This window comes from Pseudomonas lijiangensis, assembly GCF_018968705.1.
Lineage (GTDB): Bacteria > Pseudomonadota > Gammaproteobacteria > Pseudomonadales > Pseudomonadaceae > Aquipseudomonas > Aquipseudomonas lijiangensis.
Map to the genome: position 1 here is coordinate 3,208,590 of NZ_CP076668.1, position 18,783 is coordinate 3,227,372.

General features: G+C 58.2%; 20 protein-coding genes and 2 tRNA genes. 12 read left to right on the forward strand and 10 right to left on the reverse strand.

Annotated elements, in window-relative coordinates:
- Window positions 1–4: 4 nt before the first annotated feature.
- Window positions 5–1,504, reverse strand: a complete 1,500-nt coding sequence (locus KQP88_RS13145) for a methionine--tRNA ligase (protein WP_216703283.1) — start codon at window positions 1,502–1,504, stop codon at window positions 5–7.
- Window positions 1,497–1,889 carry a cupin domain-containing protein gene (locus tag KQP88_RS13150; RefSeq protein WP_200992115.1) on the reverse strand — a complete coding sequence of 131 codons (393 nt, stop codon included), beginning with the start codon at window positions 1,887–1,889 and terminating at the stop codon, window positions 1,497–1,499. The genes KQP88_RS13145 and KQP88_RS13150 overlap by 8 nt, the downstream gene beginning before the upstream one ends.
- 539 nt (window positions 1,890–2,428) lie before the next feature.
- Between KQP88_RS13150 and parS the strand changes: the two genes are divergently transcribed.
- Both parS and KQP88_RS13160 read left to right on the forward strand, forming a co-directional pair.
- Window positions 2,429–2,881 (forward strand): type II RES/Xre toxin-antitoxin system antitoxin, encoded by a 453-nt coding sequence (gene parS, locus KQP88_RS13155; protein ID WP_216703284.1) that lies wholly within the window; start codon window positions 2,429–2,431, stop codon window positions 2,879–2,881.
- Window positions 2,881–3,360 (forward strand): RES family NAD+ phosphorylase, encoded by a 480-nt coding sequence (locus KQP88_RS13160; protein ID WP_216703285.1) that lies wholly within the window; start codon window positions 2,881–2,883, stop codon window positions 3,358–3,360. The genes parS and KQP88_RS13160 overlap by 1 nt, the downstream gene beginning before the upstream one ends.
- Here KQP88_RS13160 and acuI read toward each other — a convergent pair.
- Together acuI and acuR are read right to left on the reverse strand one after the other, a co-directional pair.
- On the reverse strand, window positions 3,321–4,304 hold the full coding sequence (gene acuI, locus KQP88_RS13165; protein WP_216703286.1) for an acrylyl-CoA reductase (NADPH): 984 nt from the start codon (window positions 4,302–4,304) through the stop codon (window positions 3,321–3,323). The two genes, KQP88_RS13160 and acuI, sit on opposite strands and share 40 nt — an antisense overlap.
- Before the next feature lie 46 nt (window positions 4,305–4,350).
- A complete protein-coding gene (gene acuR, locus KQP88_RS13170) occupies window positions 4,351–4,986 on the reverse strand; it encodes an acrylate utilization transcriptional regulator AcuR (RefSeq protein ID WP_200992111.1) in 636 nt (211 codons plus the stop codon).
- Window positions 4,987–5,115: 129 nt separating this feature from the next.
- Between acuR and KQP88_RS13175 the strand changes: the two genes are divergently transcribed.
- From KQP88_RS13175 to KQP88_RS13200, 6 genes are all read left to right on the forward strand, one after another.
- Entirely contained in the window at window positions 5,116–6,192 is a 1,077-nt protein-coding gene (locus tag KQP88_RS13175) for an NAD(P)H-dependent flavin oxidoreductase (protein WP_216703287.1), read from the forward strand.
- A 109-nt stretch (window positions 6,193–6,301) separates the two neighbouring features.
- Window positions 6,302–7,069 carry a molybdate ABC transporter substrate-binding protein gene (gene modA, locus KQP88_RS13180; protein WP_216703288.1) on the forward strand — a complete coding sequence of 256 codons (768 nt, stop codon included), beginning with the start codon at window positions 6,302–6,304 and terminating at the stop codon, window positions 7,067–7,069.
- Window positions 7,070–7,750, forward strand: coding sequence for a molybdate ABC transporter permease subunit (modB, locus tag KQP88_RS13185; protein ID WP_216703289.1), 681 nt, complete (start codon window positions 7,070–7,072; stop codon window positions 7,748–7,750).
- A gap of 3 nt (window positions 7,751–7,753) precedes the next feature.
- Window positions 7,754–8,842 carry a molybdenum ABC transporter ATP-binding protein gene (gene modC, locus KQP88_RS13190; RefSeq protein WP_216703290.1) on the forward strand — a complete coding sequence of 363 codons (1,089 nt, stop codon included), beginning with the start codon at window positions 7,754–7,756 and terminating at the stop codon, window positions 8,840–8,842.
- 62 nt (window positions 8,843–8,904) lie between these two features.
- Complete coding sequence (locus KQP88_RS13195) at window positions 8,905–9,960, forward strand: DNA topoisomerase IB (RefSeq protein WP_216703291.1); 1,056 nt, start codon at window positions 8,905–8,907, stop codon at window positions 9,958–9,960.
- Between the two features lie 182 nt (window positions 9,961–10,142).
- Window positions 10,143–10,228, forward strand: a tRNA-Leu gene (locus KQP88_RS13200).
- Between the two features lie 138 nt (window positions 10,229–10,366).
- On the opposite strand, the gene KQP88_RS13205 is transcribed toward KQP88_RS13200, so the two are convergent.
- The 3 genes from KQP88_RS13205 to KQP88_RS13215 all read right to left on the reverse strand — a co-directional run bounded on the left by KQP88_RS13205 (window position 10,367) and on the right by KQP88_RS13215 (window position 11,614).
- On the reverse strand, window positions 10,367–10,624 hold the full coding sequence (locus KQP88_RS13205; RefSeq protein ID WP_025260322.1) for a DUF1652 domain-containing protein: 258 nt from the start codon (window positions 10,622–10,624) through the stop codon (window positions 10,367–10,369).
- Window positions 10,625–10,671: 47 nt separating this feature from the next.
- Entirely contained in the window at window positions 10,672–11,268 is a 597-nt protein-coding gene (locus tag KQP88_RS13210; RefSeq protein WP_216703292.1) for an HNH endonuclease signature motif containing protein, read from the reverse strand.
- 208 nt (window positions 11,269–11,476) lie between these two features.
- Window positions 11,477–11,614, reverse strand: a complete 138-nt coding sequence (locus KQP88_RS13215; RefSeq protein ID WP_216703293.1) for a PA0050 family protein — start codon at window positions 11,612–11,614, stop codon at window positions 11,477–11,479.
- Between the two features lie 233 nt (window positions 11,615–11,847).
- Here KQP88_RS13215 and KQP88_RS13220 point away from each other — a divergent pair, with 233 nt between their 5' ends.
- Window positions 11,848–12,009, forward strand: a complete 162-nt coding sequence (locus tag KQP88_RS13220) for a hypothetical protein (RefSeq protein WP_200992104.1) — start codon at window positions 11,848–11,850, stop codon at window positions 12,007–12,009.
- 366 nt (window positions 12,010–12,375) lie between these two features.
- Here KQP88_RS13220 and KQP88_RS13225 read toward each other — a convergent pair whose 3' ends face one another.
- The 3 genes from KQP88_RS13225 to KQP88_RS13235 form a co-directional block, all read right to left on the reverse strand.
- Window positions 12,376–12,561: a hypothetical protein gene (locus KQP88_RS13225; RefSeq protein WP_200992103.1), complete on the reverse strand. Its 186-nt coding sequence runs from the start codon at window positions 12,559–12,561 to the stop codon at window positions 12,376–12,378.
- Between the two features lie 561 nt (window positions 12,562–13,122).
- Window positions 13,123–13,196 (reverse strand) — tRNA-Cys (locus KQP88_RS13230).
- Between the two features lie 204 nt (window positions 13,197–13,400).
- Entirely contained in the window at window positions 13,401–14,615 is a 1,215-nt protein-coding gene (locus tag KQP88_RS13235; protein WP_216703294.1) for an aldose 1-epimerase family protein, read from the reverse strand.
- A 231-nt stretch (window positions 14,616–14,846) separates the two neighbouring features.
- On the opposite strand from KQP88_RS13235, the gene KQP88_RS13240 reads away from it, so the two are divergent.
- From KQP88_RS13240 to KQP88_RS13250, 3 genes are all read left to right on the forward strand, one after another.
- Complete coding sequence (locus KQP88_RS13240; protein WP_216703295.1) at window positions 14,847–15,365, forward strand: sigma-70 family RNA polymerase sigma factor; 519 nt, start codon at window positions 14,847–14,849, stop codon at window positions 15,363–15,365.
- Window positions 15,362–16,306 carry a FecR family protein gene (locus tag KQP88_RS13245; protein WP_200992094.1) on the forward strand — a complete coding sequence of 315 codons (945 nt, stop codon included), beginning with the start codon at window positions 15,362–15,364 and terminating at the stop codon, window positions 16,304–16,306. Before KQP88_RS13240 ends, KQP88_RS13245 begins: the two co-directional genes overlap by 4 nt.
- 103 nt (window positions 16,307–16,409) lie before the next feature.
- On the forward strand, window positions 16,410–18,770 hold the full coding sequence (locus tag KQP88_RS13250) for a TonB-dependent siderophore receptor (protein ID WP_216703296.1): 2,361 nt from the start codon (window positions 16,410–16,412) through the stop codon (window positions 18,768–18,770).
- The last annotated feature ends 13 nt before the right edge of the window (window positions 18,771–18,783 follow it).

An 18,783-nucleotide genomic window follows, 5' to 3' on the forward strand; every position in this document is an offset into this window, starting at 1 on the left:
CTGCTCAGATGGAGTATTCAGCGGCCGAGCCGGACATGACCGTGGCGTTGACCCGCGCTTCGGGCAGCCCGAATGCCGTGACGATGCCCGCCGACATCTGCGGTATCAGCGGCTTGCCGATCACCGCCAGGAACGCCGCCAGATGAATCACCGGACGCCCTTCGGCAAGGCGCGCAGCCGTGATGGCAATCACATCCAGCAGCACCTGAGCCATGCCCTTCATCGAGAAATGTTCGGGATCTGAAGCCTTGAGCCATTGCAGGCGCAGCGCCTCAAGCAAACCGGCGTCCTGGCCGCAGATGCCGCTCCACCAGCAGTCATCGCAACGCTGCCCGGCTTCCAGCAAGGCCGGGAAGAACTCGTTGAACACACGTTGGCGCCATTGCAGGAAGTGCTGCAGGCGGAAATCACCTTCGCTTTCCTCTGGAGCAATACTGGCCAGGTACAGACGGGCGCTGTCCGCGCAGGCCTCGCGGGCCAGATCCCCGACCCAGATGGCATGGTTGCGGCTGGTGGACAGGTTCAGGCCATCGAGCTTGAGGAACTGGTTGGGAATGAAACGCTGATTGACCTTGATGTCATCCATTGCAGAAAGCTGCGCCGGGTAAACGATGGCGTGGCTGAATACGCAGTCGAAACCCAGAAAATGCACCAGCGTCCCCTGCCCCGATTGCCAGTACTGGCGGAACAGTTCGGGACGTCCGGCCTGCTCCGCATACTCGCGAAAAGCCGCCATGTAACCCGCCAGCCCCATGAACCAGGTATGCACCCGGCAGGAACCATCGGCCTCAAGATCGAGCCCGCCATCTTCAGGGCGCGTCACACCCCAGTCATGCAGGTGTTCAACGGTTTCCCGCAGCCAGTTGTCCAGGGGCTTGCGCCATTTGCGGCCCAGCAGCCTGTCGCGCAGAACCGGCTTGAACGCCGCCAGCTTCATGAAGGCACGATGGGTGGATTTCCATTGGGACGGCTGCTTGCACAGTTTGCAGTGCAGACCGGTCATCAGCGCGGCATCGGGCGCCTGAGCGCAGTTTTCGCACTGGCTGGCGTCGGACTCGGCCCCGCAATAGTTGCAATTGCCCCGGGCAAAGGCTTCATAGCCCCATACTCGACAGTCAGGGCAATACGGCTCTTCGGCATCGCGAAACTCGATGAAGCCGGATTTTCGGACCTTGTCGAACACCTCGCCAACTGCCTGCTCGAACCACGGATTGCGGTAAGGGCGCATCCAGTTGTCGGGCTTGATGTTGATGGCCGCCAGTGACGCCTCGATGCGGTCCGAGTTGCGATTGGCCAGCTCCACCGGATCGACACCCAGCTCCATGCCTTTGCGCAGCATGTAGGACTGATAGTCGTCCGAGTAGGAAACCAGCACGCAGTCATGGCCGCGCTGGCGCTGAACACGGGTGAAGACGTCTGCTGCCAGAAACGGCCCGGCGATATGGCCGATGTGCAGATCACCGTTGGGCGTGGGCGGTGTGATGGTCACAATGAACTTAGCCATTGAGGCACCCCGTCGTCTCGTTGTGCTGCTCGACGAAGGCATTCACGTAGTTCATGTCCCACCAGACCACGTAGAAATGAAAATCCTCATCGGAATCGTTGATGACGTAGTGATTGGTGTGTTTGGGGATGGCCGCAATGTCACCCACGGCAAACTCCATTTCCCGATCACCGACCACCAGCCTGGAACGCCCCTTGATGGCGATGAAGATTTCCTGATCGATCTGGGTATGGGCTTCACTGCTGGTGCCTGGGCGCACGACGCACCAGCCCCCGGCAAATGGCATCGGATAACCATCCCATGGCAGCAGACGACTGCCATCGAGCCCGTATTCATTGACCAGGGCGTCGAAGTTGGTTTTACGGTGAATGTCGAACTTTTCCATGCTCAAATCCGTGCGTTGTAGAGGGACAAAGCATGAATTTGGGGGAAAGGGTTGGCTATCGGATCGCCTGATAAGTCAGGGGCGCTGCATCGATTTTCTGGATGGCTGCATGTAAGTCGTTCACCTGTTTTGAAGCCCATTTATCGGGAGAAAAACTTCTTACAGGTATTCGAGAATCTAATTCAAAGTATTTCATTTCAAACAAAAGACAGTCCCATGACAGGCGTTGCAAGGCATTGGCGCGCAAGGGGTGAACAATGATAATCACTATCATTGTTGCTGATAATTGAATACGTCCCGGCAGTGTTACTGTGCCCGCGATGACAGAACACGTTGAAAGCTCTGCGAAACCGCATCGCAGGGCCTGAATACCTGCTCTACTTCATCAGTCCTTTGGTTAGATCTTTTAAGCCATCACACGTGAGTGCGATGGCTTTTTTTTGATTTCGGGCAATTGGCAGTAACAACTTTCGGCTTGATGAATGGCCTGTTTGCGATAGTTTTTCGACCGTTTCCTCACGGCAAAAACAGGCATTCCGATGTTCACCCCCGCAGCCCCTCATCACTGCACCGAATCCGGTGCCGAATTCTGGCTTCTTGCCAATCAGGTCAGTAAACGCAGCGAAAATGAACGTCTGATGAATATCCAGGCAGGGTTTGCTCCAGGGTGGATCCGTTCGGTTCGCGAAGCTTTCAGGCTGAGCCATGAACACCTTGAAGAATTGCTGAACGCCTCGACCTCCACTCTGGAACGTCGCCAGCGCCAGCAACAGCCACTGGACCGGATCGTCTCGGAGCGTCTTGACCGGATCGCCATGATTGCCACCCAGGCCATGGAGGTATTCGAAACACCGGAGCGGGCCAGCCAGTGGATGCTGACCGCCAATGCCGCCCTGGGAGATCAACGCCCTTTGCGCTTGTGTGAAACGGAGATCGGCGCCCAGCAAGTACGCCGGGCCCTGGCGGCTATCGCCCATGGCGGGGTTGTCTGATGGAGGCCTGGAGAATCACCACGCCAGCGTTCGCCACAGACCTCAGCGGCCAGGGCGCAGCGTTGTATGGCGGGCGCTGGAATCATCGGGAGCACAAGGCTTTGTACTTCGGCATGAGCGCTGCAATCTGTGCCCTGGAAGCAGTTATTCACTGCACCCAAGTCCCGCGCATCGCGCTGAAACTTGTCCGGGTGAAGCTGCCGGACGAGCCACAGCTTTACTGCGAGCCCGACCTGCAACCCCTCGGCGAAAGCTGGGCCAGCAACCCGGCCGATATCCAGAGCATGGATTTCGGTACGGCCTGGCTCAAGCGCAGCCAGCAACTGGGCCTGATCGTGCCTTCTTCGGCCCTGCCACAAGCCCGCAATATCCTGCTCAATCCGCTGCACCCGGCAGCGAAGCGGATCGAGATTCTGGAAATCACGGACTTCGCGCTGAGTCAGCGATTGATATCCACCACCAGCCTGCCACGCACCTGACCGGCAATCAGCCGTGGCGCAATGTCGACGACTTCGCTCAAGCCGATTTCACGGCTGATCAGCGGTAGCAGCAAAACATCCAGATCAGTAGCCAGACGCGCCCAGGCTTCCAGGCGGTCGGCTCGCGGGCGATTGACACTGTCGATCCCGGCCAGGGTTACGCCGCGCAGGATGAAAGGCGCAACCGATCCCGGAAACTCCATGCCCTGGGCCAGACCGCAGGCTGCGACGATGCCGCGATAGCGAATGCCGGCGCAGACGTTGGCCAGCGTATGGCTGCCGACCGAATCGATGGCTGCCGCCCACTGCTCTTTGGCCAACGGGCGACCCGGTTCGGACAAGGTCGCCCGATCAATGACTTGCGCCGCGCCCAGTTGCTGCAGGTACTCACTTTCCGCAGGACGCCCCGTCGAAGCCACCACCCGGTAACCGAGCCTGGCCAAAATGGCCACCGCAAAGCTGCCCACGCCACCGTTGGCACCGGTCACCAGCACATCGCCGCTGTCGGGCGTCAGGCCATGTTTCTGCAAGGCGATAACCGCAAGCATTGCGGTGTATCCCGCCGTGCCGATGGCCATGGCCTGGGCTGGCGTGAACGCCTCGGGCAGTGGAATCAGCCACTGGCTCTTGAGCCGTGCCCTGGCAGCCAGACCACCCCAATGGGCTTCACCCACACCCCAGCCATTGAGCAGGACCTGATCGCCCACCTTGAATTCCGGCGACTCGCTGCTTTCGACCGTCCCTGCCAGATCGATCCCCGGCACCATGGGAAAACTGCGTACCACTGGGCTGGCACCGGTGATAGCCAGGGCATCTTTGTAGTTGAGGGTGCTGCTGGACACCTGCACCGTGACATCGCCCGGCGGCAGCGAGGATTCATCGATATCTGCCAGGCTGGCGCGATATCCTTGCTCGTCCTTGTTGATCAAAATGCCTTTGAACATATGCACCTCCAATTTAGACCGATCGTCTTTAAATAGACCCGAGCAATCATTGCGGCAAGCCGCGAAGAAAGCCCGCAATAAAGGTATTCAAGGGTTTGTCGCTTTTGACCAGCCGCGCACGCAGCACCGCGCCTTCCCAGCCGATCCAGAAAAAAGCCGCCAGCTCATTGCAGTCCGCATCCCTGGCCAGCTCGCCAGCCTGCTGGGCGGCCTTCAGACAATGGGCAAGTTTCGCCTGCCAATCCTGGAGGATATCTTCAAGTTCAGTGCGAAAGGATTCAGGTAAGACGCTGATTTCCTGACCAAAATTACCCACCATGCAACCACGCCGATAACCATGGCGCGCCATGCCGTGCTTGGCACTCTGCACGAACCCTACCAGCCGCTCCAGCGGCGAAAGCGATTCATCCAGCAGCCAGCGGTCCAGGCGACGGGCGAAGTAACCGGCGTAGCTCTCCAGCACTGCACGGCCAAAGACTTCCTTGCTGGCAAAATAGTGATAGAAGGAGCCTTTGGGAACGCCCACTTCCTTGAGGATGTAATCGATGCCCGTGGCCATGTAGCCCTGCTCGGTCAGGACCTCAAGGCCTCGGCGAATCAGGGCTTCGCGGGTTTCCAGGTTTTCGCGGTCCACCTTGGGCGGGCGACCGGGGCGTCTGGGCTTATCGGATAATGTCGTCATGGCGGCAATATTAGACCGACCGTCTCTAAAGTCAAATCCATGTGAGGCAACATCTGATCGAAGGGTTGCCAAAGGCGATGGCTGCGCGCTCAATAGCAGTTTGACTGCCTTCGATAGGGAGCCCCTGGCATGAGTTCATGGCCTGACAACCGCATCCTTGATCTACTCTCCATCACCCTGCCCATCCTGCAAGCCCCCATGGCCGGGGCCACGGGATCGGCCATGGCGATTGCCGTCGGGAATGCCGGCGGGCTGGCCTCGCTGCCCTGCGCCATGCTGAGCCCGGAGCAGATCAGCGAAGAAGTGGCGCTGATCCGCCAACACAGCCAGGCACCACTGAACCTGAACTTTTTCTGCCATACACCGCCTGTGCCCGACCCTGAACAGGCCGCGCGCTGGAAAGAAGCGCTACAGCCTTACTATCAGGAACTGGGTGCCGATTACGATGCCCCCACTCCGGTTTCAAGCCGGGCACCTTTCGATGCCGATAGCTGCGCATTGGTCGAAGCCCTGAAACCTGAAGTGGTGAGCTTCCATTTCGGCCTTCCCGAACGCGCCTTGCTGGACAGAGTCCGGGCGACCGGCGCCAGGATCCTGTCCTCGGCCACCACCGTTGAAGAAGCGGTCTGGCTTGAGAACAACGGTTGCGACGCGATTATTGCCATGGGCTATGAAGCAGGCGGCCATCGCGGCATGTTCCTCAGCGACCAGCTCCATACCCAGGTCGGCACTTTTGCCCTGGTCCCCCAAATTGCCAACGCCGTCAGCGTGCCGGTCATTGCCGCAGGCGGTATTGCAGAAGGCCGAAGTGTCGCAGCGGCCTTCATTCTTGGCGCATCGGCGGTGCAAGTGGGCACGGCTTATCTATTCTGCCCCGAAGCCAAGGTCAGCAAGCTGCATCATCAGGCCCTGCGCAGCGCCACGGACAGCCAGACGGCCTTGACCAACATCTTCACGGGCCGCCCGGCGCGGGGCATCGTCAACCGGATCATGAGCGAAATCGGCCCCATGAGCCCGCTTGCGCCCGCCTTCCCTCTGGCTGGCGGTGCATTGATCCCCCTTCGTGCCAAGGCCGAGCCACAGGGTAACGGCGACTTCATGAACCTGTGGGCAGGCCAGGCCGTCGGCATCAAGCATGAGCTGTCGGCAGCCGAACTGACCCGGCAACTGGCTGATAATGCGCTGAAAATACTCTCCGGGAAGTGAAACAGCGCTTCCATGGGAATGCGTCATCGCTATATATTTAAATATATAGCGAAGGACTGCCTGTGGCTGTCGCGCCCATTCTCCCCTGAAAATATCCCGGAGCCGTTTCATGCGAGCGTTCCTGCCACGCATCACCCTCAGATCACTGGTTGCAGCCACCGCGGCTCTGGGCATGACTTCTGCCTTTGCCGGTGAGGTTCAGGTCGCCGTGGCTGCCAACTTCACGGCGCCGATCCAGGCCATCGCCAAGGACTTCGAGAAAGACACCGGACACAAGCTGGTCGCCGCCTTTGGCTCGACAGGCCAGTTTTACACCCAGATCAAGAACGGCGCGCCTTTCGAGGTATTCCTGTCCGCCGACGACACCACCCCGGCCAGGCTTGAGCAGGAAGGCGACACCGTCAAAGGCTCGCGCTTCACCTATGCCGTCGGCACCCTGGCGCTGTGGTCGGCCAAAGAAGGTTATGTGGACAGCAAGGGCGACGTGCTCAAGGCCGGTCAGTATCAGCACCTGTCCATCGCCAATCCCAAGACCGCCCCCTACGGCCTGGCTGCCACGCAAGTACTGGGCAAGCTGGGGCTGATCGAGACGACCAAGGCCAAAATCGTGGAAGGCCAGAACATCACCCAGGCCTATCAGTTCGCCTCCACCGGCAATGCCGAGCTGGGTTTCGTCGCCCTGTCGCAGATCTACAAGGATGACAAACTCACCAGCGGCTCGGCCTGGATCGTCCCTGCCGAACTGCATGACCCGATCAAACAGGACGCGGTGATCCTCAACAAAGGCAAGGACAACCCGGCCGCCAAGGCTCTGGTGGAATACCTCAAAGGCCCGCAAGCGGCCAGTGTCATCAAATCCTTCGGGTATCAACTGTAAATGCCGCTGGGGAGTGCCGATATCGCGGCTATCTGGCTGACGCTGAAACTGGCGTCGCTGACAACCGTCATCCTGCTGGTGATCGGTACACCCATCGCCATGTGGCTGGCCAGAACCGACTCCTGGCTCAAAGGCCCGGTAGGCGCAGTGGTGGCCTTGCCTCTGGTGCTGCCACCGACGGTCATCGGCTTTTACCTGCTGATACTGTTGGGGCCTAACGGCTTTGTCGGCCAGCTCACCCAGAGCCTTGGCCTGGGCACCCTGACGTTCAGCTTCACGGGGCTGGTGATCGGCTCGGTGCTGTACTCGATGCCCTTTGTCGTGCAGCCTTTGCAAAATGCCTTCGCGGCCATCGGCACGCGCCCGCTGGAGGTGGCTGCCACCCTGCGAGCCGGCCCGTGGGACACCTTTTTCCATGTGATTCTGCCGCTGGCCAAACCTGGCTTCATCACCGGCGCCATCCTGGGCTTTGCCCATACCGTGGGCGAGTTCGGCGTGGTACTGATGATTGGCGGCAATATCCCCGAGAAAACCCGCGTTGTGTCGGTGCAGATATTCGATCACGTCGAGTCGATGGAATACCTGCAAGCCCACTGGCTGGCGGGTGCCATGCTGATTTTTTCATTTCTGGTTCTTTTGGCGCTCTACTCAAGCGGCAAGTCCAAAGCAGGTTGGAGTTGATTCATGGCATCGCCCATCGCCGTTCGCCTGCAGATGGCTTTTCCCACATTCAAGGTGGATGTTGACCTGAACTTGCCGGGCACAGGCGTGACCGCGCTGTTTGGCCCGTCCGGCTCAGGCAAGACCACCTGCCTGCGCTGCATCGCCGGCCTGGAGAAAGCGCAACAGGGGTTTATCCAGGTTAATGGCGAGGTCTGGCAGGACTCGGCCAACGGCATATTCCTCGCACCGCACAAGCGCTCGATCGGCTATGTCTTTCAGGAAGCCAGCCTGTTCCCACACCTGTCCGTGCGCGGCAACCTGGAATTCGGCCTGAACCGAACGCCCAAAAACCAGCGCAGCATCCCGATGCAACACGCGACCGTCCTGCTGGGCATCGATCATCTGCTCGATCGCCTGCCGGACAAACTCTCAGGCGGCGAACGCCAGAGGGTCGGTATCGCCCGTGCCCTGCTGACCAGCCCGCGCCTGATGCTGCTCGACGAGCCGCTGGCTGCGCTGGATACCCGGCGCAAGAACGAAATCCTGCCGTACCTGGAACGCCTGCATGACGAACTGGAAATCCCCATGCTCTACGTCAGCCACTCTCAGGATGAAGTTGCACGTCTGGCGGATCATCTGGTGCTGCTAGAGGAAGGCAGCGTCCTGGCCAGCGGCCCCATCGAAGAAACCCTCGCCAGACTCGATCTGCCGCTGGCCATGGGCGACGATGCTGGCGTGGTGATCGAAGGCGCAGTGAGCGCCTACGACAGTCATTACCAGCTACTGACCATCACCCTGCCCAACAGCGACCTGCGCCTGACCGTTGCTCACACCGAACTGGCAAAGGGCAAGACATTGCGGGTCAAGGTGCAGGCACGCGATGTCAGCCTCAACCTGCATGCGGATGACCAAAGCAGCATTCTCAACCGCTTGCCCGTGACCGTGATCAGCGAAGTCGCCGCCGACAATACGGCTCATGTACTGGTGCGGCTCGATGCGGGCGGCACACCGCTGCTGGCGCGTATTACCCGCTACTCCTACGACAACATGAGGCTTCACCCGGGACAGCAACTCTGGGCGCAGATCAAGGCCGTTGCGGTGCTGGCATGAAATAATTGGCACCCGCTCGAGCCGGCGTGGTCAGTGTTGTTAACCGACCTGGAAACATGACCATGCCCTCTCCGACCGCCAGTTCATCCGCAGTGCCTGAACTTCATTACGTCGACGATTCTCAGCCAGGGTTCACCCGCAAGATCCTGCGAGGCAAGTTCGCCTACTTCGATACAGATGGTCAGCGCATTCGCGACGAGGCAGAGATACAGCGCATCAACGCACTGGTCATTCCACCCGCCTACACTGACGTCTGGATCTGCGCCGACCCGGCCGGACACTTGCAAGCCACCGGCCGCGATGCCCGAGGCCGCAAACAATATCGCTACCATCCGCAATGGCGGGAAATCCGCGATCAGGACAAATACTCGCGCCTGATCGAATTCGGCCATGCGTTGCCCAAGGTCCGCAAACAGATCGAAGCACAACTGGCACAACCCGGCATCGGTCGCGAAAAAGTCATGGCAACGGTCATTTCCCTGCTGGACGCCACCTTGATCCGCATCGGCAACAGCCGCTACGCCAAGGAAAACCGCTCTTACGGCCTGACCACCCTGCGCAACAAGCATGTGGAAGTACACGGCACGCAAATCGTCTTCGAGTTTCGGGGCAAAAGCGGCATAGAACACCGCGTCAGCGTGAGAGACCGGCGCCTGGCCAATGTGATCAAGCGCTGCATGGAATTACCGGGGCAAAACCTCTTCCAGTATCTGGACGACAACGGCGAACGCCACACCGTCACCTCTTCGGATATCAATGCCTACCTGCAAGACCTGACCGGAGCCGACTTCACCGCCAAGGACTATCGGACCTGGGCCGCAAGCGCGCTGGCCCTGGCAACCCTGCGCAAACTGCACTGGGAGCCGGAAGCCGATGCCAAGAAACACATCGTCGAAATGGTCAAGGCCGTCTCACGACAACTGGGCAACACCCCCGCCATCTGCCGCAAATGCTACATCCACCCCGCCGTGCTGGAAGGCTTCCTGCTGGGCAACCTGGCGAAACTGCCCCGCAGCCGACAACGCAAAGGCCTGCACCTGGAAGAAGTAGCCCTGGCTCACTACCTGCGAAGCCTGGCGCAAAGCATGGAAGACGTCGCGACCACCAAGAAATCGTAAGGGGAATATCTGACAGAGACGCGAACCGGGAACCTCCTGCTTCATCGCAAGCAGGTTTCGTAGCCCCATGATTTACAGAGATTTTTCATTTCACGGAAAAAGTAACATCTTGTGCCATCTGAAGGACTTGCACGCTTGCTTCATGGGGACGGGATGTATATATTCCCTGCCTTGGCGCTACCGCCCCGATGGCGAAATTGGTAGACGCAAGGGACTTAAAATCCCTCGTCCTCTGGACGTGCCGGTTCGACCCCGGCTCGGGGCACCATATATGAATCAAGGGCTTGCACGGGGTGACTCGGCAGGCCTTTGGTGTTTTTGGGGGTTGTGAAAGTTACGGTGCCCCGCAATTGCGGCAAAGCAGATATATCAGCCCGGCTTAGTGCCGGGCTTTTCGTTTCAGGCCCTAAGCCAACCGCCTCATGGACAATTCCATCTTCGCCATCAGATCTCGCTGTTCTCTCAAGGAAAGCACCAGATGCGCGATGGACCTGCTGGATGACAGATCAGACAAAGGCATACCCGTTACGTACAGCTCGATTTCGCCTGATTCGGCGTTGGTGAGCTTTACCGAAAAGCTGTCGTTCGCCGAGATGACGCATTCGCATTTGCTGGGCAGAAAAGCCGTTTCAAGGACTCGCTGTAGCTCGGGCTTTGAATACATGGTTTGCTCTCTACTGATCAGATCTTTCCGACAATACTAGACAAGTATTACGCCAACTTGTTGCCGATCGTCGGCATATTTTCTTGATCCAAGTGGCTGCGGGCGTACTCGATAAGCTCATCCACATGCATTTCTGCACGAGCCAGTCGGGTACTCAGTGAAATACTCGAACCGTGAGTCGTGGTTCGTCGATACAGACAGTTTTCTGAAAAAGATGGAAGTGGCCTGGCTTCAACTACATCAGCTAGTTGAGGATGCTCGTTCAAAAACGCCAGAAGCCTTTCGCTGGCTCTGTGTAGAGTTTCTTCCATGAGACGGCTGAATCTGCCAGCATTTCTGTTTACGTAGCCAACAAAATACTCGCTCTTGTAACAGTCCGGTGAGGCCACATGACATTCGGCACAGAGCAGAAAGCGATTTTCCACGGTATCCGCACCGCCCAGGGAATGCGGAATGATATGCGCGACCTCCTGATACCCCTGATCGCCACAACACCAGCATATACGCAGCTCTTCGCTGTCATCACACACGGCTTCGAGCGCATATTCAGAAAAGCCGTATTGTTTGATCCAGTGCAAATTGCTTTGCCAGGCCTTGCGGACAACTTCACGCCTGATCACTTTTCTCTTTGGTGACAGCCCCATTAGAGACACCTGCTCGGTCAACTCCGAATGGCTTCATGATCGCAATGAAACTTCGTCAAAGCCACACTCAGGTTATGGCGAGCTGTAGGACCGGATTTATCCGGGAAGGCAATATGACTGACGATATAAATATCGGGGATGTACACGTTTCCTGGTACACAAATCATAAGCAGGCCCGACATCCGCCGAACCTGCCGGACAACCTATCTTACGGACATACGCAGACAGTCGGACCAAACACCGGGCCGCTGCATGGGTCCGGGGACGGGCCGAATACCGGGCATGCAGCCTGGGCATTCAGAGAGAAACCACACAGCAGAACTACAGCAAACATCACTTTCTTCATTTGCAACCTCCTGGTCGAATCATCGATAACATTCCGTGATCTCCCCCGCAGTCAGGACACCTGCCCGCAGAGGTGCCGAATATTCGCCCATCACAGGACGGGCCGCAAGACCTGTCAGCAGTGACCGTCGAGCCTTTCACAGGAAGTCCGGTTGAACCAACACGCTGGAACGCCATCCACTTTAAGCAGCTCTGAATCTCATTCGGATGGACAGCCAAGGCTGGGAGGCAGTAATGAAAAAGAACACTGATACAAAAAAGAAAGCAGTGCCGACAGATCAATCAGGCGAAGTCGAGCGCGATAACGATGCGCATCGTCCAGATGGGTCTTCTGGAACATCGCATGATTCAACGGCGCAGAAAACCGCACGCAAGGAAGGCAAGCATTCAAGGTGAAGGGACTGTTTTTTCGCGAGCGTTGCGAATTGGCAGGACGAGACTGCCAACTGCCGCAGATACTCAAGACCAACGACACCGTTCAGATACCTTGCTGTCTGGCATAACACATTGCTTCATACTGGCGGCAAGGTTATACGCAAGAGGGTTGCGACTTGCTCGATTTTATAAGCGGTATATTGAATATATTTGCAAACTGGCCCACCTATGAACGCCCACGTCGTGTATTTACGAGAGGTTTCGTTATTTTCTGCATCGTGACGGCAGTCATGGAACTGCTCATGTTGAATGCGCTATTCGGCAATGGATGACGAAAAGTAAACCTGCTCCTGACAGGCAAAATGGATCAACGCAAATGACGATGCACTACCGTGAAAGTGCCTGCCTGCGCTGCCTGCGATCAGTCGCTCTGGAAACCATATAGGTCCAACTCAGAAATCCCATCCCCGCCACAATGAACACTGCCGGGCTGCGCATCAGAACAATCCCGCCGATCAGCATACCCAACCCCAACGCACCCACGATCAAGGCAGATAGTGCAAACAGATTCATACAACCCTCCTTTGTCATAAATAAATTGGTCGCACCTTCAGCATTGTCATACGTATGGGTTTTCAATGTGAGATAGGTGTGCAGACCGGCTTGGAGGGTGAGTGGGTGTTTGGCGGGGGTGGTTCCATCATTGTGGCTTACCGCTGTAGCTCGATGACTGGAAAACGGCTACGTCATACGTTGAGGAAGTGCATGGGGAATTGCGGGAGAGGAGTGCGCGGTTGTTGGAGACACCCAACCAAAGCACGTTACGCGACAATCAGGCATGAATAGGCAGTCCAATAGCCTTTGCCCTTCTCTTAAGGTGCATACCCACTCTTGTAGGAGGCAGCTTGCTGGCGAAGACTTATAAACAGACACCACATGTGCATAGGCCTTAAACTTTCCCGGGGAAACCACTCGCCGCGTTTCGCGAATGAATTCGCTACAGAGTTGCGTTTTTAGTGCGGGACACGCAATAAAGATCAGCCCCCCAAAAAAATCACCTCTATACCACTACTTAACAATTCCATGACACAAATAAAAAACCCCGTAGACGTTAATCTACGGGGTTTTCAATAGTGGAGGCCGAGGTCGGAATCGAACCGGCGTAGGCGGATTTGCAATCCGCAGCATAACCATTTTGCTACTCGGCCTCAGACGCCTGATGCTTTTACAACCACATCAACCGTTTTGAACTCTTTGGGATCAAGCCTTAGCTTTATCCTCAACCCATTGAATCTTAAGGGTTTTTTCTCGTTCCTGAATCAGGAATGGACGCAATTCTGGACTGGTTGAGGGGGCATGTCAATAACGTGAGTGAAATAATTCCATACATGCCCGCTCAACGAGACCGGTGTTTACTCTTTGCTGAGGTCTACCAGCGGTTCCTTGCGCACTTCGGTTGCCCGACCGTCCTGGATGGTCTTGATCTGGCCCAGTGCGGTGTCGACTGCGCCTTTGTCTGCCAGCAGGCTGTAGCTGATCTGGAACTGGCGCTGTTCTTTCGGGGCGATGGTCGGCACGAGTTTCAGAGGGCGCTGGTAGCGGCGGTTGTAGGAGAAGCTGGTGCCTGGCTCAAGGCCGGTGACATAGCCCTGGCCACGGGTGTCGGTGTTTTTCCACAAGGAGAACACGGGCAGTTGGTGGGTATTGAAGCCCACTGCGACTCCGAGGCTGCCGGCCTTGTTGTGCAGTACGGTAAGGGTATCGCCTTTGGCGTCGCCGTAAGGCACTACGTTATAGACGGTTTCGTCGTAGTCTGGCGTAGGACCGCGGTAGGTTTGCCAGTCAGGCAAGTCGCCTTTGGCCTTTTCGTTGAAGGGCGATACCTGCTGCACCGGCGCCTCGAAGCGTGCGCCCTCCTCCAGGAACGGCGTGCTGAAGTTGCTGTGGTACAGCGCCTGGTATTCCTTTGGATAGTCGCCGTTGTTGGTCAGTGTGTCGTTGAGGGTAAAGCGGGTGCTGCCCGGATCGGTGACCAGTTCGGTCTGGACCGAGAAATCGACTTTCTTGAACGCCTGTTCTTTCAGTTCACCCTTGAGGCGAATGGCATAAGGCGGCTTTTCGTCGATATGCAGGGTGACTTTGTTGGCGGGGATATTCGCCGCTCGGCCATGCAGGGTCAGCAGTTCGCCGTTGTCGATGCCCGGATGGCCAACCCATTCATAACCACAACGGGTCACCAGTTCGTTGAAACCTTCGAGCCAGCCCAACCCGCCGCGACCGTTCAGTTCGATGAAGGCCGGGTTGACGACCTCTTTCACCGGCGAGTCCCAGCCCATGCGTACATCACCGACCGAGGCTTGCAGCACGTTCATGCCGCGAGTGGGCACAACCGACAGCTTCATGGTGCCGTTGTCGATCTCGATGATGCTCACGCCTTCCTGACGACCGCCGTGGAGGGTGCGCATGGTGACGGAAAAGGGTTTGTCGGTCTTGATCCCGAGTTGGGCACTGGTGATCTGCTGGTTCTGGGCGGCCTTGTCGGTATCGAGCAGCACATAGTCCCAGGCGAAGGCGTTGGTAGCCGAGACGATGGCAGTGGCACCGAGAAGCCAGGCGAGCGATTTCATGGGGGTGGTCCTTATTGGAATTATGGGGACAACTGAAGTTGATTAAACGATTCAGCGACCCATCAAGTCTAGTCAAAATCGCAGAATTCGTGAAAAGAGAATTATACGCCCGTGCAGATTCGACCCTCTGATCAGAACCCTGACCACAATTGAAAATACTTATCGTTCACGTTTAAACTGCGCGCTTTTCAGCGGGCGGCACAACCGCTCTTCAGGTTCGAGATCACTGCAATGAGCGATTCCTCCGGCCATCTGTACACGTTTCTGGGGATTCGCCAGGAACTGGTCAGCTACGCGGCAAAGATCACGGGTGATCGCATGCAGGCCGAAGACATTGTTCAGGAGGCCTGGATTCGCTTCATTCCGCAGCAGGCCAGCGCCGAGCAGCCGGCAGCGTATCTGTATCGGATTGTGCGCAATCTGGCGCTGGACCTCATACGCAGCCGCAGCCGGGAGCTGGCCCATCAGGTCTCCCCTCCTGCCTGGCTGCTGCCGGCGCATATCAGTGATCCTGCCGAACTGTGCCAGCACAACATGACGCTGGAACGTCTTTCCCGTGCCCTTGAAGCAATGCCTGAAAACAGTCGTCGGGCTCTTGAGATGCATCGCTTTGGCGGCTGCACCCTGGCCGAGATCGCCGGGCATCTGAACGTGTCCCTGACCACGGCCCATCGCCTGTTGCGTGATGCATTGGTGCGGCTGGCCCGTGAAGTGGACAACCCGGATGACGATAAGGATGTTTCCCTGTGAGTCATGAGGACGATGTACTGGAACAGGCCGGTGACTGGCAGATACGCCTGCAGGAAGATCCTCAGGCCCGGGAAGCTTTCGAGCAGTGGTTGCAGGCCAGCCCTGAACACCGTGCAGCATGGCTCAAGATGGAAAAGCTCTGGGGCGCGCTGGGCGAATTGCCAGCCCTGGCAGTTGCGCCTGCCCCCCGCAGCCAACCGCAGCCACAAGGCAAACCCGTAAAGCGCCGTATCTGGACCCGTCTGGCACTGGCAGCCGGGCTGGCGGCAGTTGCGGTTTTACTGGCCCCACAAGCCAGCCTCACGCTGCGCGCCGACTATCACACCGGCGTTGGAGAAACCCGAACGGTCCAACTGGCGGACGGCTCCACAATCACCCTCAGCCCGCAGAGTGCATTGCGCCTGATCGGTGGCGATGCCCGAAAGGTGGAATTGCTGCAAGGCCAGGCCTATTTCCAGGTCGCCCCCGACCCGCAGAATCCGTTCACGGCCCAGGCCGGACAACTCTCGGTACGGGTATTGGGCACGGCTTTCGATCTGGACCTTCAGGCACACAGTGCCGAAGTCGCTCTGGAGCATGGCCAGGTCCAGGCCGAAAATGCTCAACCACCGCTCAGCGAACGCCTGATGCCCGGCCAGCGCCTGAAGTTCAGCTGGCCATCGGGCAAAGCCGAACACTCGCATGTCAATCCCACGGACATTGGGTCATGGCGCAGCGGTTCGTTGTTCGTCGAAAACCAGACCGTGGCCGACATCGCTGAGCGGCTGCAACGCTATACCAGCGGCTGGATTGTGATTGCCGACCCGGCCCTGAAGCAGCGGCGCATTACGGGCGTGTTCGACCTGAACCACCCGGATCGAGCCCTCAAGGCCCTGGCGCAATCGCTGGCGGTTGAAACCCGGCAGGTGTCGCCGTGGGTGCATGTTTTGGGGAGTTTCTGATTTTTTATCTGAAAGATGGAAAAAATCCCGGCGTCCTACGTCTTTCATGACCAACTTGAGAACTTATCTCAAATGCAATCAAGTCGTATGAAGGATTAAATCGATGTCGCGCTTCCCTGCATTGCCGACACTGGCACTGGCCATCCTCCTGCCGATGGACAACGTCCGGGCCACCGAAACGTCCGAGAACCTGCGCACGGCAAGTTACAGCATCGCTGCACAACCGCTGGCCTCGGCACTGGCCCAGTTTGCCCGACAGAACAACCTGCAACTGAGCTTCGATGCCGCATTGGCCCAAGGCAAGATAGCCCCGGCGGTGAACGGGCAGCTCAGTGAGCGTGAAGCGCTGGCCCGGCTGCTCCAGGCGTCGGGATTGAGCTGGTCGCTGACCGACGACCGTATCCTGTTGCTGTTCCCGCAACCTGCCAGCGGCTCGCTTGATCTGGCGCCGTCACTCATCACCTCCAGCGCATTCACCGAACAGGCTGGAGGCCCGGTGCAAGGCTATCGGGCGACTCGCAGCGCGACCGGCAGCAAGACCGACACGGCCCTGCGCGACATGCCGCAGTCGATCCAGGTGGTGTCGCGCAAAGTGATAGAGGATCAACAGGCCAATAGTCTCGCCGACGCCCTGACCAACGTCAGCAGCGTGCAGCGCAGCAACTCCCATGGCGGTTCGTCCGAGAGCTTCGTGATCCGTGGTTTCAAGGCCACCAGCTATGCCGTGGACGGAATGCTGATCAACCCGCTGGCCTCACGGCCCGAGGCTTTGCGCGATCTGGCCAACGTCGAACGTGCCGAAGTGCTCAAGGGCCCGGCGTCGGTGCTTTATGGCCGGGGCAACCCTGGCGGCCTGATCAACCTGGTCACCCGCAAGCCCAGCTTCACGCCCGAAGCACAGGTCAAACTCCAGGCAGGCTCCTACGATTTCTACCGCCTGGAAGCCAATGCCAGTGGGCCGCTGGACGAAGCCAGGACCCTGGCCGGGCGCATGACGGTCGCCACGCAGACCGAACGGGGTTTTCGGGACACCTTCCGCGACAGCAAACGCACCTACCTGGCCCCGACCCTGCGCTGGGAGCCAACGGATACCACCCGGGTCGACGGTGGCATGGAGTATATCGATCAGACCAGCCCGTTCGACCGAGGCCTGATTCCGGTCAACGGCAAGATCGATATGAGTGCCGATCGCTACCTGGGCGAACCCTGGGCGCGTGACGAGGCCAACAAGTTTTCGCTCTGGTATCGCGCCGAACATGACGTCAATGACTGGCTGACCCTGCGCCAGATGACTCGCTGGGATCAGTCGCACAAGGATCGCTATGTCGTCGATCTGCGCGGCCTGGGTTCGGATGGCCGCACCCTCGCCCGCCGCGCCACTGACGGCGAAGAACGAATCAAGACCCTGGACATGCAGTTCGAGGCCATCGCCCGTTTCGCCACCGGCGGCCTGAACCATACGGTGCTTGCCGGCTTCGAGTACATCGATGGCAAGCGTCGCAGCCGCAGCGACCGCGCCTCCCTGACTTCCATCGATATTTTCAATCCGGCCTACGGCGCCACACCCGGCCCTTTTGCATTCAGTGAAAAGGCCAGTTTCGACCTGACCGCCTACAGCTTTTACCTGCAGGACCAGATCGACCTGAACGAACAATGGAAGCTGATCCTCGGTGCCCGCTACGATGATACCCGCCAGCGAAACACCACAGTGGGCACCTCTGACATCACCCGCACCGACGTGGACCCCGGCAAGGTGTCGCCACGCATCGGCCTGGTTTATCAACCCACCGACTGGCTTGCGCTCTACACCAGTTACAGCACGTCATTCACCCCGCAGAGCGATATCCAGCGTAATGGCAGCCTTCTGGACCCGGAAGAAGGCATTCAGTATGAAGTGGGCGCAAAATTCGATCTGATCCCGGACCGTCTGAGCGCTACCTTGTCAGCCTTCGAGATCACCCGCCAGAACGTTGCCGCTACAGACCCCGAAGACGACAACTATTCAGTGCAGACCGGTGAGCAGCGCGTACGCGGTGTCGAACTGGACGTCAGTGGCACGCCGCTGGAAGGCTGGGAGATCATTGGCAATATCAGCGCGCTGAACGCTGAAGTGACCCAGGACACCACCATCAAGGTCGGCAACAAACTCGAAGGCGTGCCGACCCTGAGTGGTTCGTTGTGGTCCAGCTACCAGTTGCAGGAAGGTGCTCTGAGAGGCCTGGGCTTCGGTGCCGGGGTGATTGCGGTCGGCGAGCGTCAGGGAGATATCGACAACAGCTATGACGTGGGAGGCTATGCCCGGATCGATGCCAGCCTGTTCTACGACATCGATGAAAACATCCGGGTATCACTCAATGGCCGCAACCTGACCGACCGCAAATATATCGAAACCGTTGCCAGTACCGATGGTAACTATGCTGGCGCACCTGCATCGGTGGTCGCGACCGTGAGTACAAAATTCTAGAAGCAGCAAACAC

Bases quoted from the DNA above. Each gene is read 5' to 3' on its own strand.
- KQP88_RS13235 (WP_216703294.1), bottom strand. From the start codon at position 14,615: ATGAAATCGCTCGCCTGGCTTCTCGGTGCCACTGCCATCGTCTCGGCT.
- modC (WP_216703290.1), top strand. From the start codon at position 7,754: ATGGCATCGCCCATCGCCGTTCGCCTGCAGATGGCTTTTCCCACATTC.
- KQP88_RS13150 (WP_200992115.1), bottom strand. From the start codon at position 1,889: ATGGAAAAGTTCGACATTCACCGTAAAACCAACTTCGACGCCCTGGTC.
- KQP88_RS13145 (WP_216703283.1), bottom strand. From the start codon at position 1,504: ATGGCTAAGTTCATTGTGACCATCACACCGCCCACGCCCAACGGTGAT.
- KQP88_RS13220 (WP_200992104.1), top strand. From the start codon at position 11,848: ATGAAAAAGAACACTGATACAAAAAAGAAAGCAGTGCCGACAGATCAA.
- parS (WP_216703284.1), top strand. From the start codon at position 2,429: ATGTTCACCCCCGCAGCCCCTCATCACTGCACCGAATCCGGTGCCGAA.
- KQP88_RS13225 (WP_200992103.1), bottom strand. From the start codon at position 12,561: ATGAATCTGTTTGCACTATCTGCCTTGATCGTGGGTGCGTTGGGGTTG.
- KQP88_RS13240 (WP_216703295.1), top strand. From the start codon at position 14,847: ATGAGCGATTCCTCCGGCCATCTGTACACGTTTCTGGGGATTCGCCAG.
- KQP88_RS13250 (WP_216703296.1), top strand. From the start codon at position 16,410: ATGTCGCGCTTCCCTGCATTGCCGACACTGGCACTGGCCATCCTCCTG.
- acuI (WP_216703286.1), bottom strand. From the start codon at position 4,304: ATGTTCAAAGGCATTTTGATCAACAAGGACGAGCAAGGATATCGCGCC.
- modB (WP_216703289.1), top strand. From the start codon at position 7,070: ATGCCGCTGGGGAGTGCCGATATCGCGGCTATCTGGCTGACGCTGAAA.
- KQP88_RS13195 (WP_216703291.1), top strand. From the start codon at position 8,905: ATGCCCTCTCCGACCGCCAGTTCATCCGCAGTGCCTGAACTTCATTAC.
- modA (WP_216703288.1), top strand. From the start codon at position 6,302: ATGCGAGCGTTCCTGCCACGCATCACCCTCAGATCACTGGTTGCAGCC.
- KQP88_RS13210 (WP_216703292.1), bottom strand. From the start codon at position 11,268: ATGGGGCTGTCACCAAAGAGAAAAGTGATCAGGCGTGAAGTTGTCCGC.
- KQP88_RS13205 (WP_025260322.1), bottom strand. From the start codon at position 10,624: ATGTATTCAAAGCCCGAGCTACAGCGAGTCCTTGAAACGGCTTTTCTG.
- KQP88_RS13215 (WP_216703293.1), bottom strand. From the start codon at position 11,614: ATGAAGAAAGTGATGTTTGCTGTAGTTCTGCTGTGTGGTTTCTCTCTG.
- KQP88_RS13160 (WP_216703285.1), top strand. From the start codon at position 2,881: ATGGAGGCCTGGAGAATCACCACGCCAGCGTTCGCCACAGACCTCAGC.
- KQP88_RS13175 (WP_216703287.1), top strand. From the start codon at position 5,116: ATGAGTTCATGGCCTGACAACCGCATCCTTGATCTACTCTCCATCACC.
- acuR (WP_200992111.1), bottom strand. From the start codon at position 4,986: ATGACGACATTATCCGATAAGCCCAGACGCCCCGGTCGCCCGCCCAAG.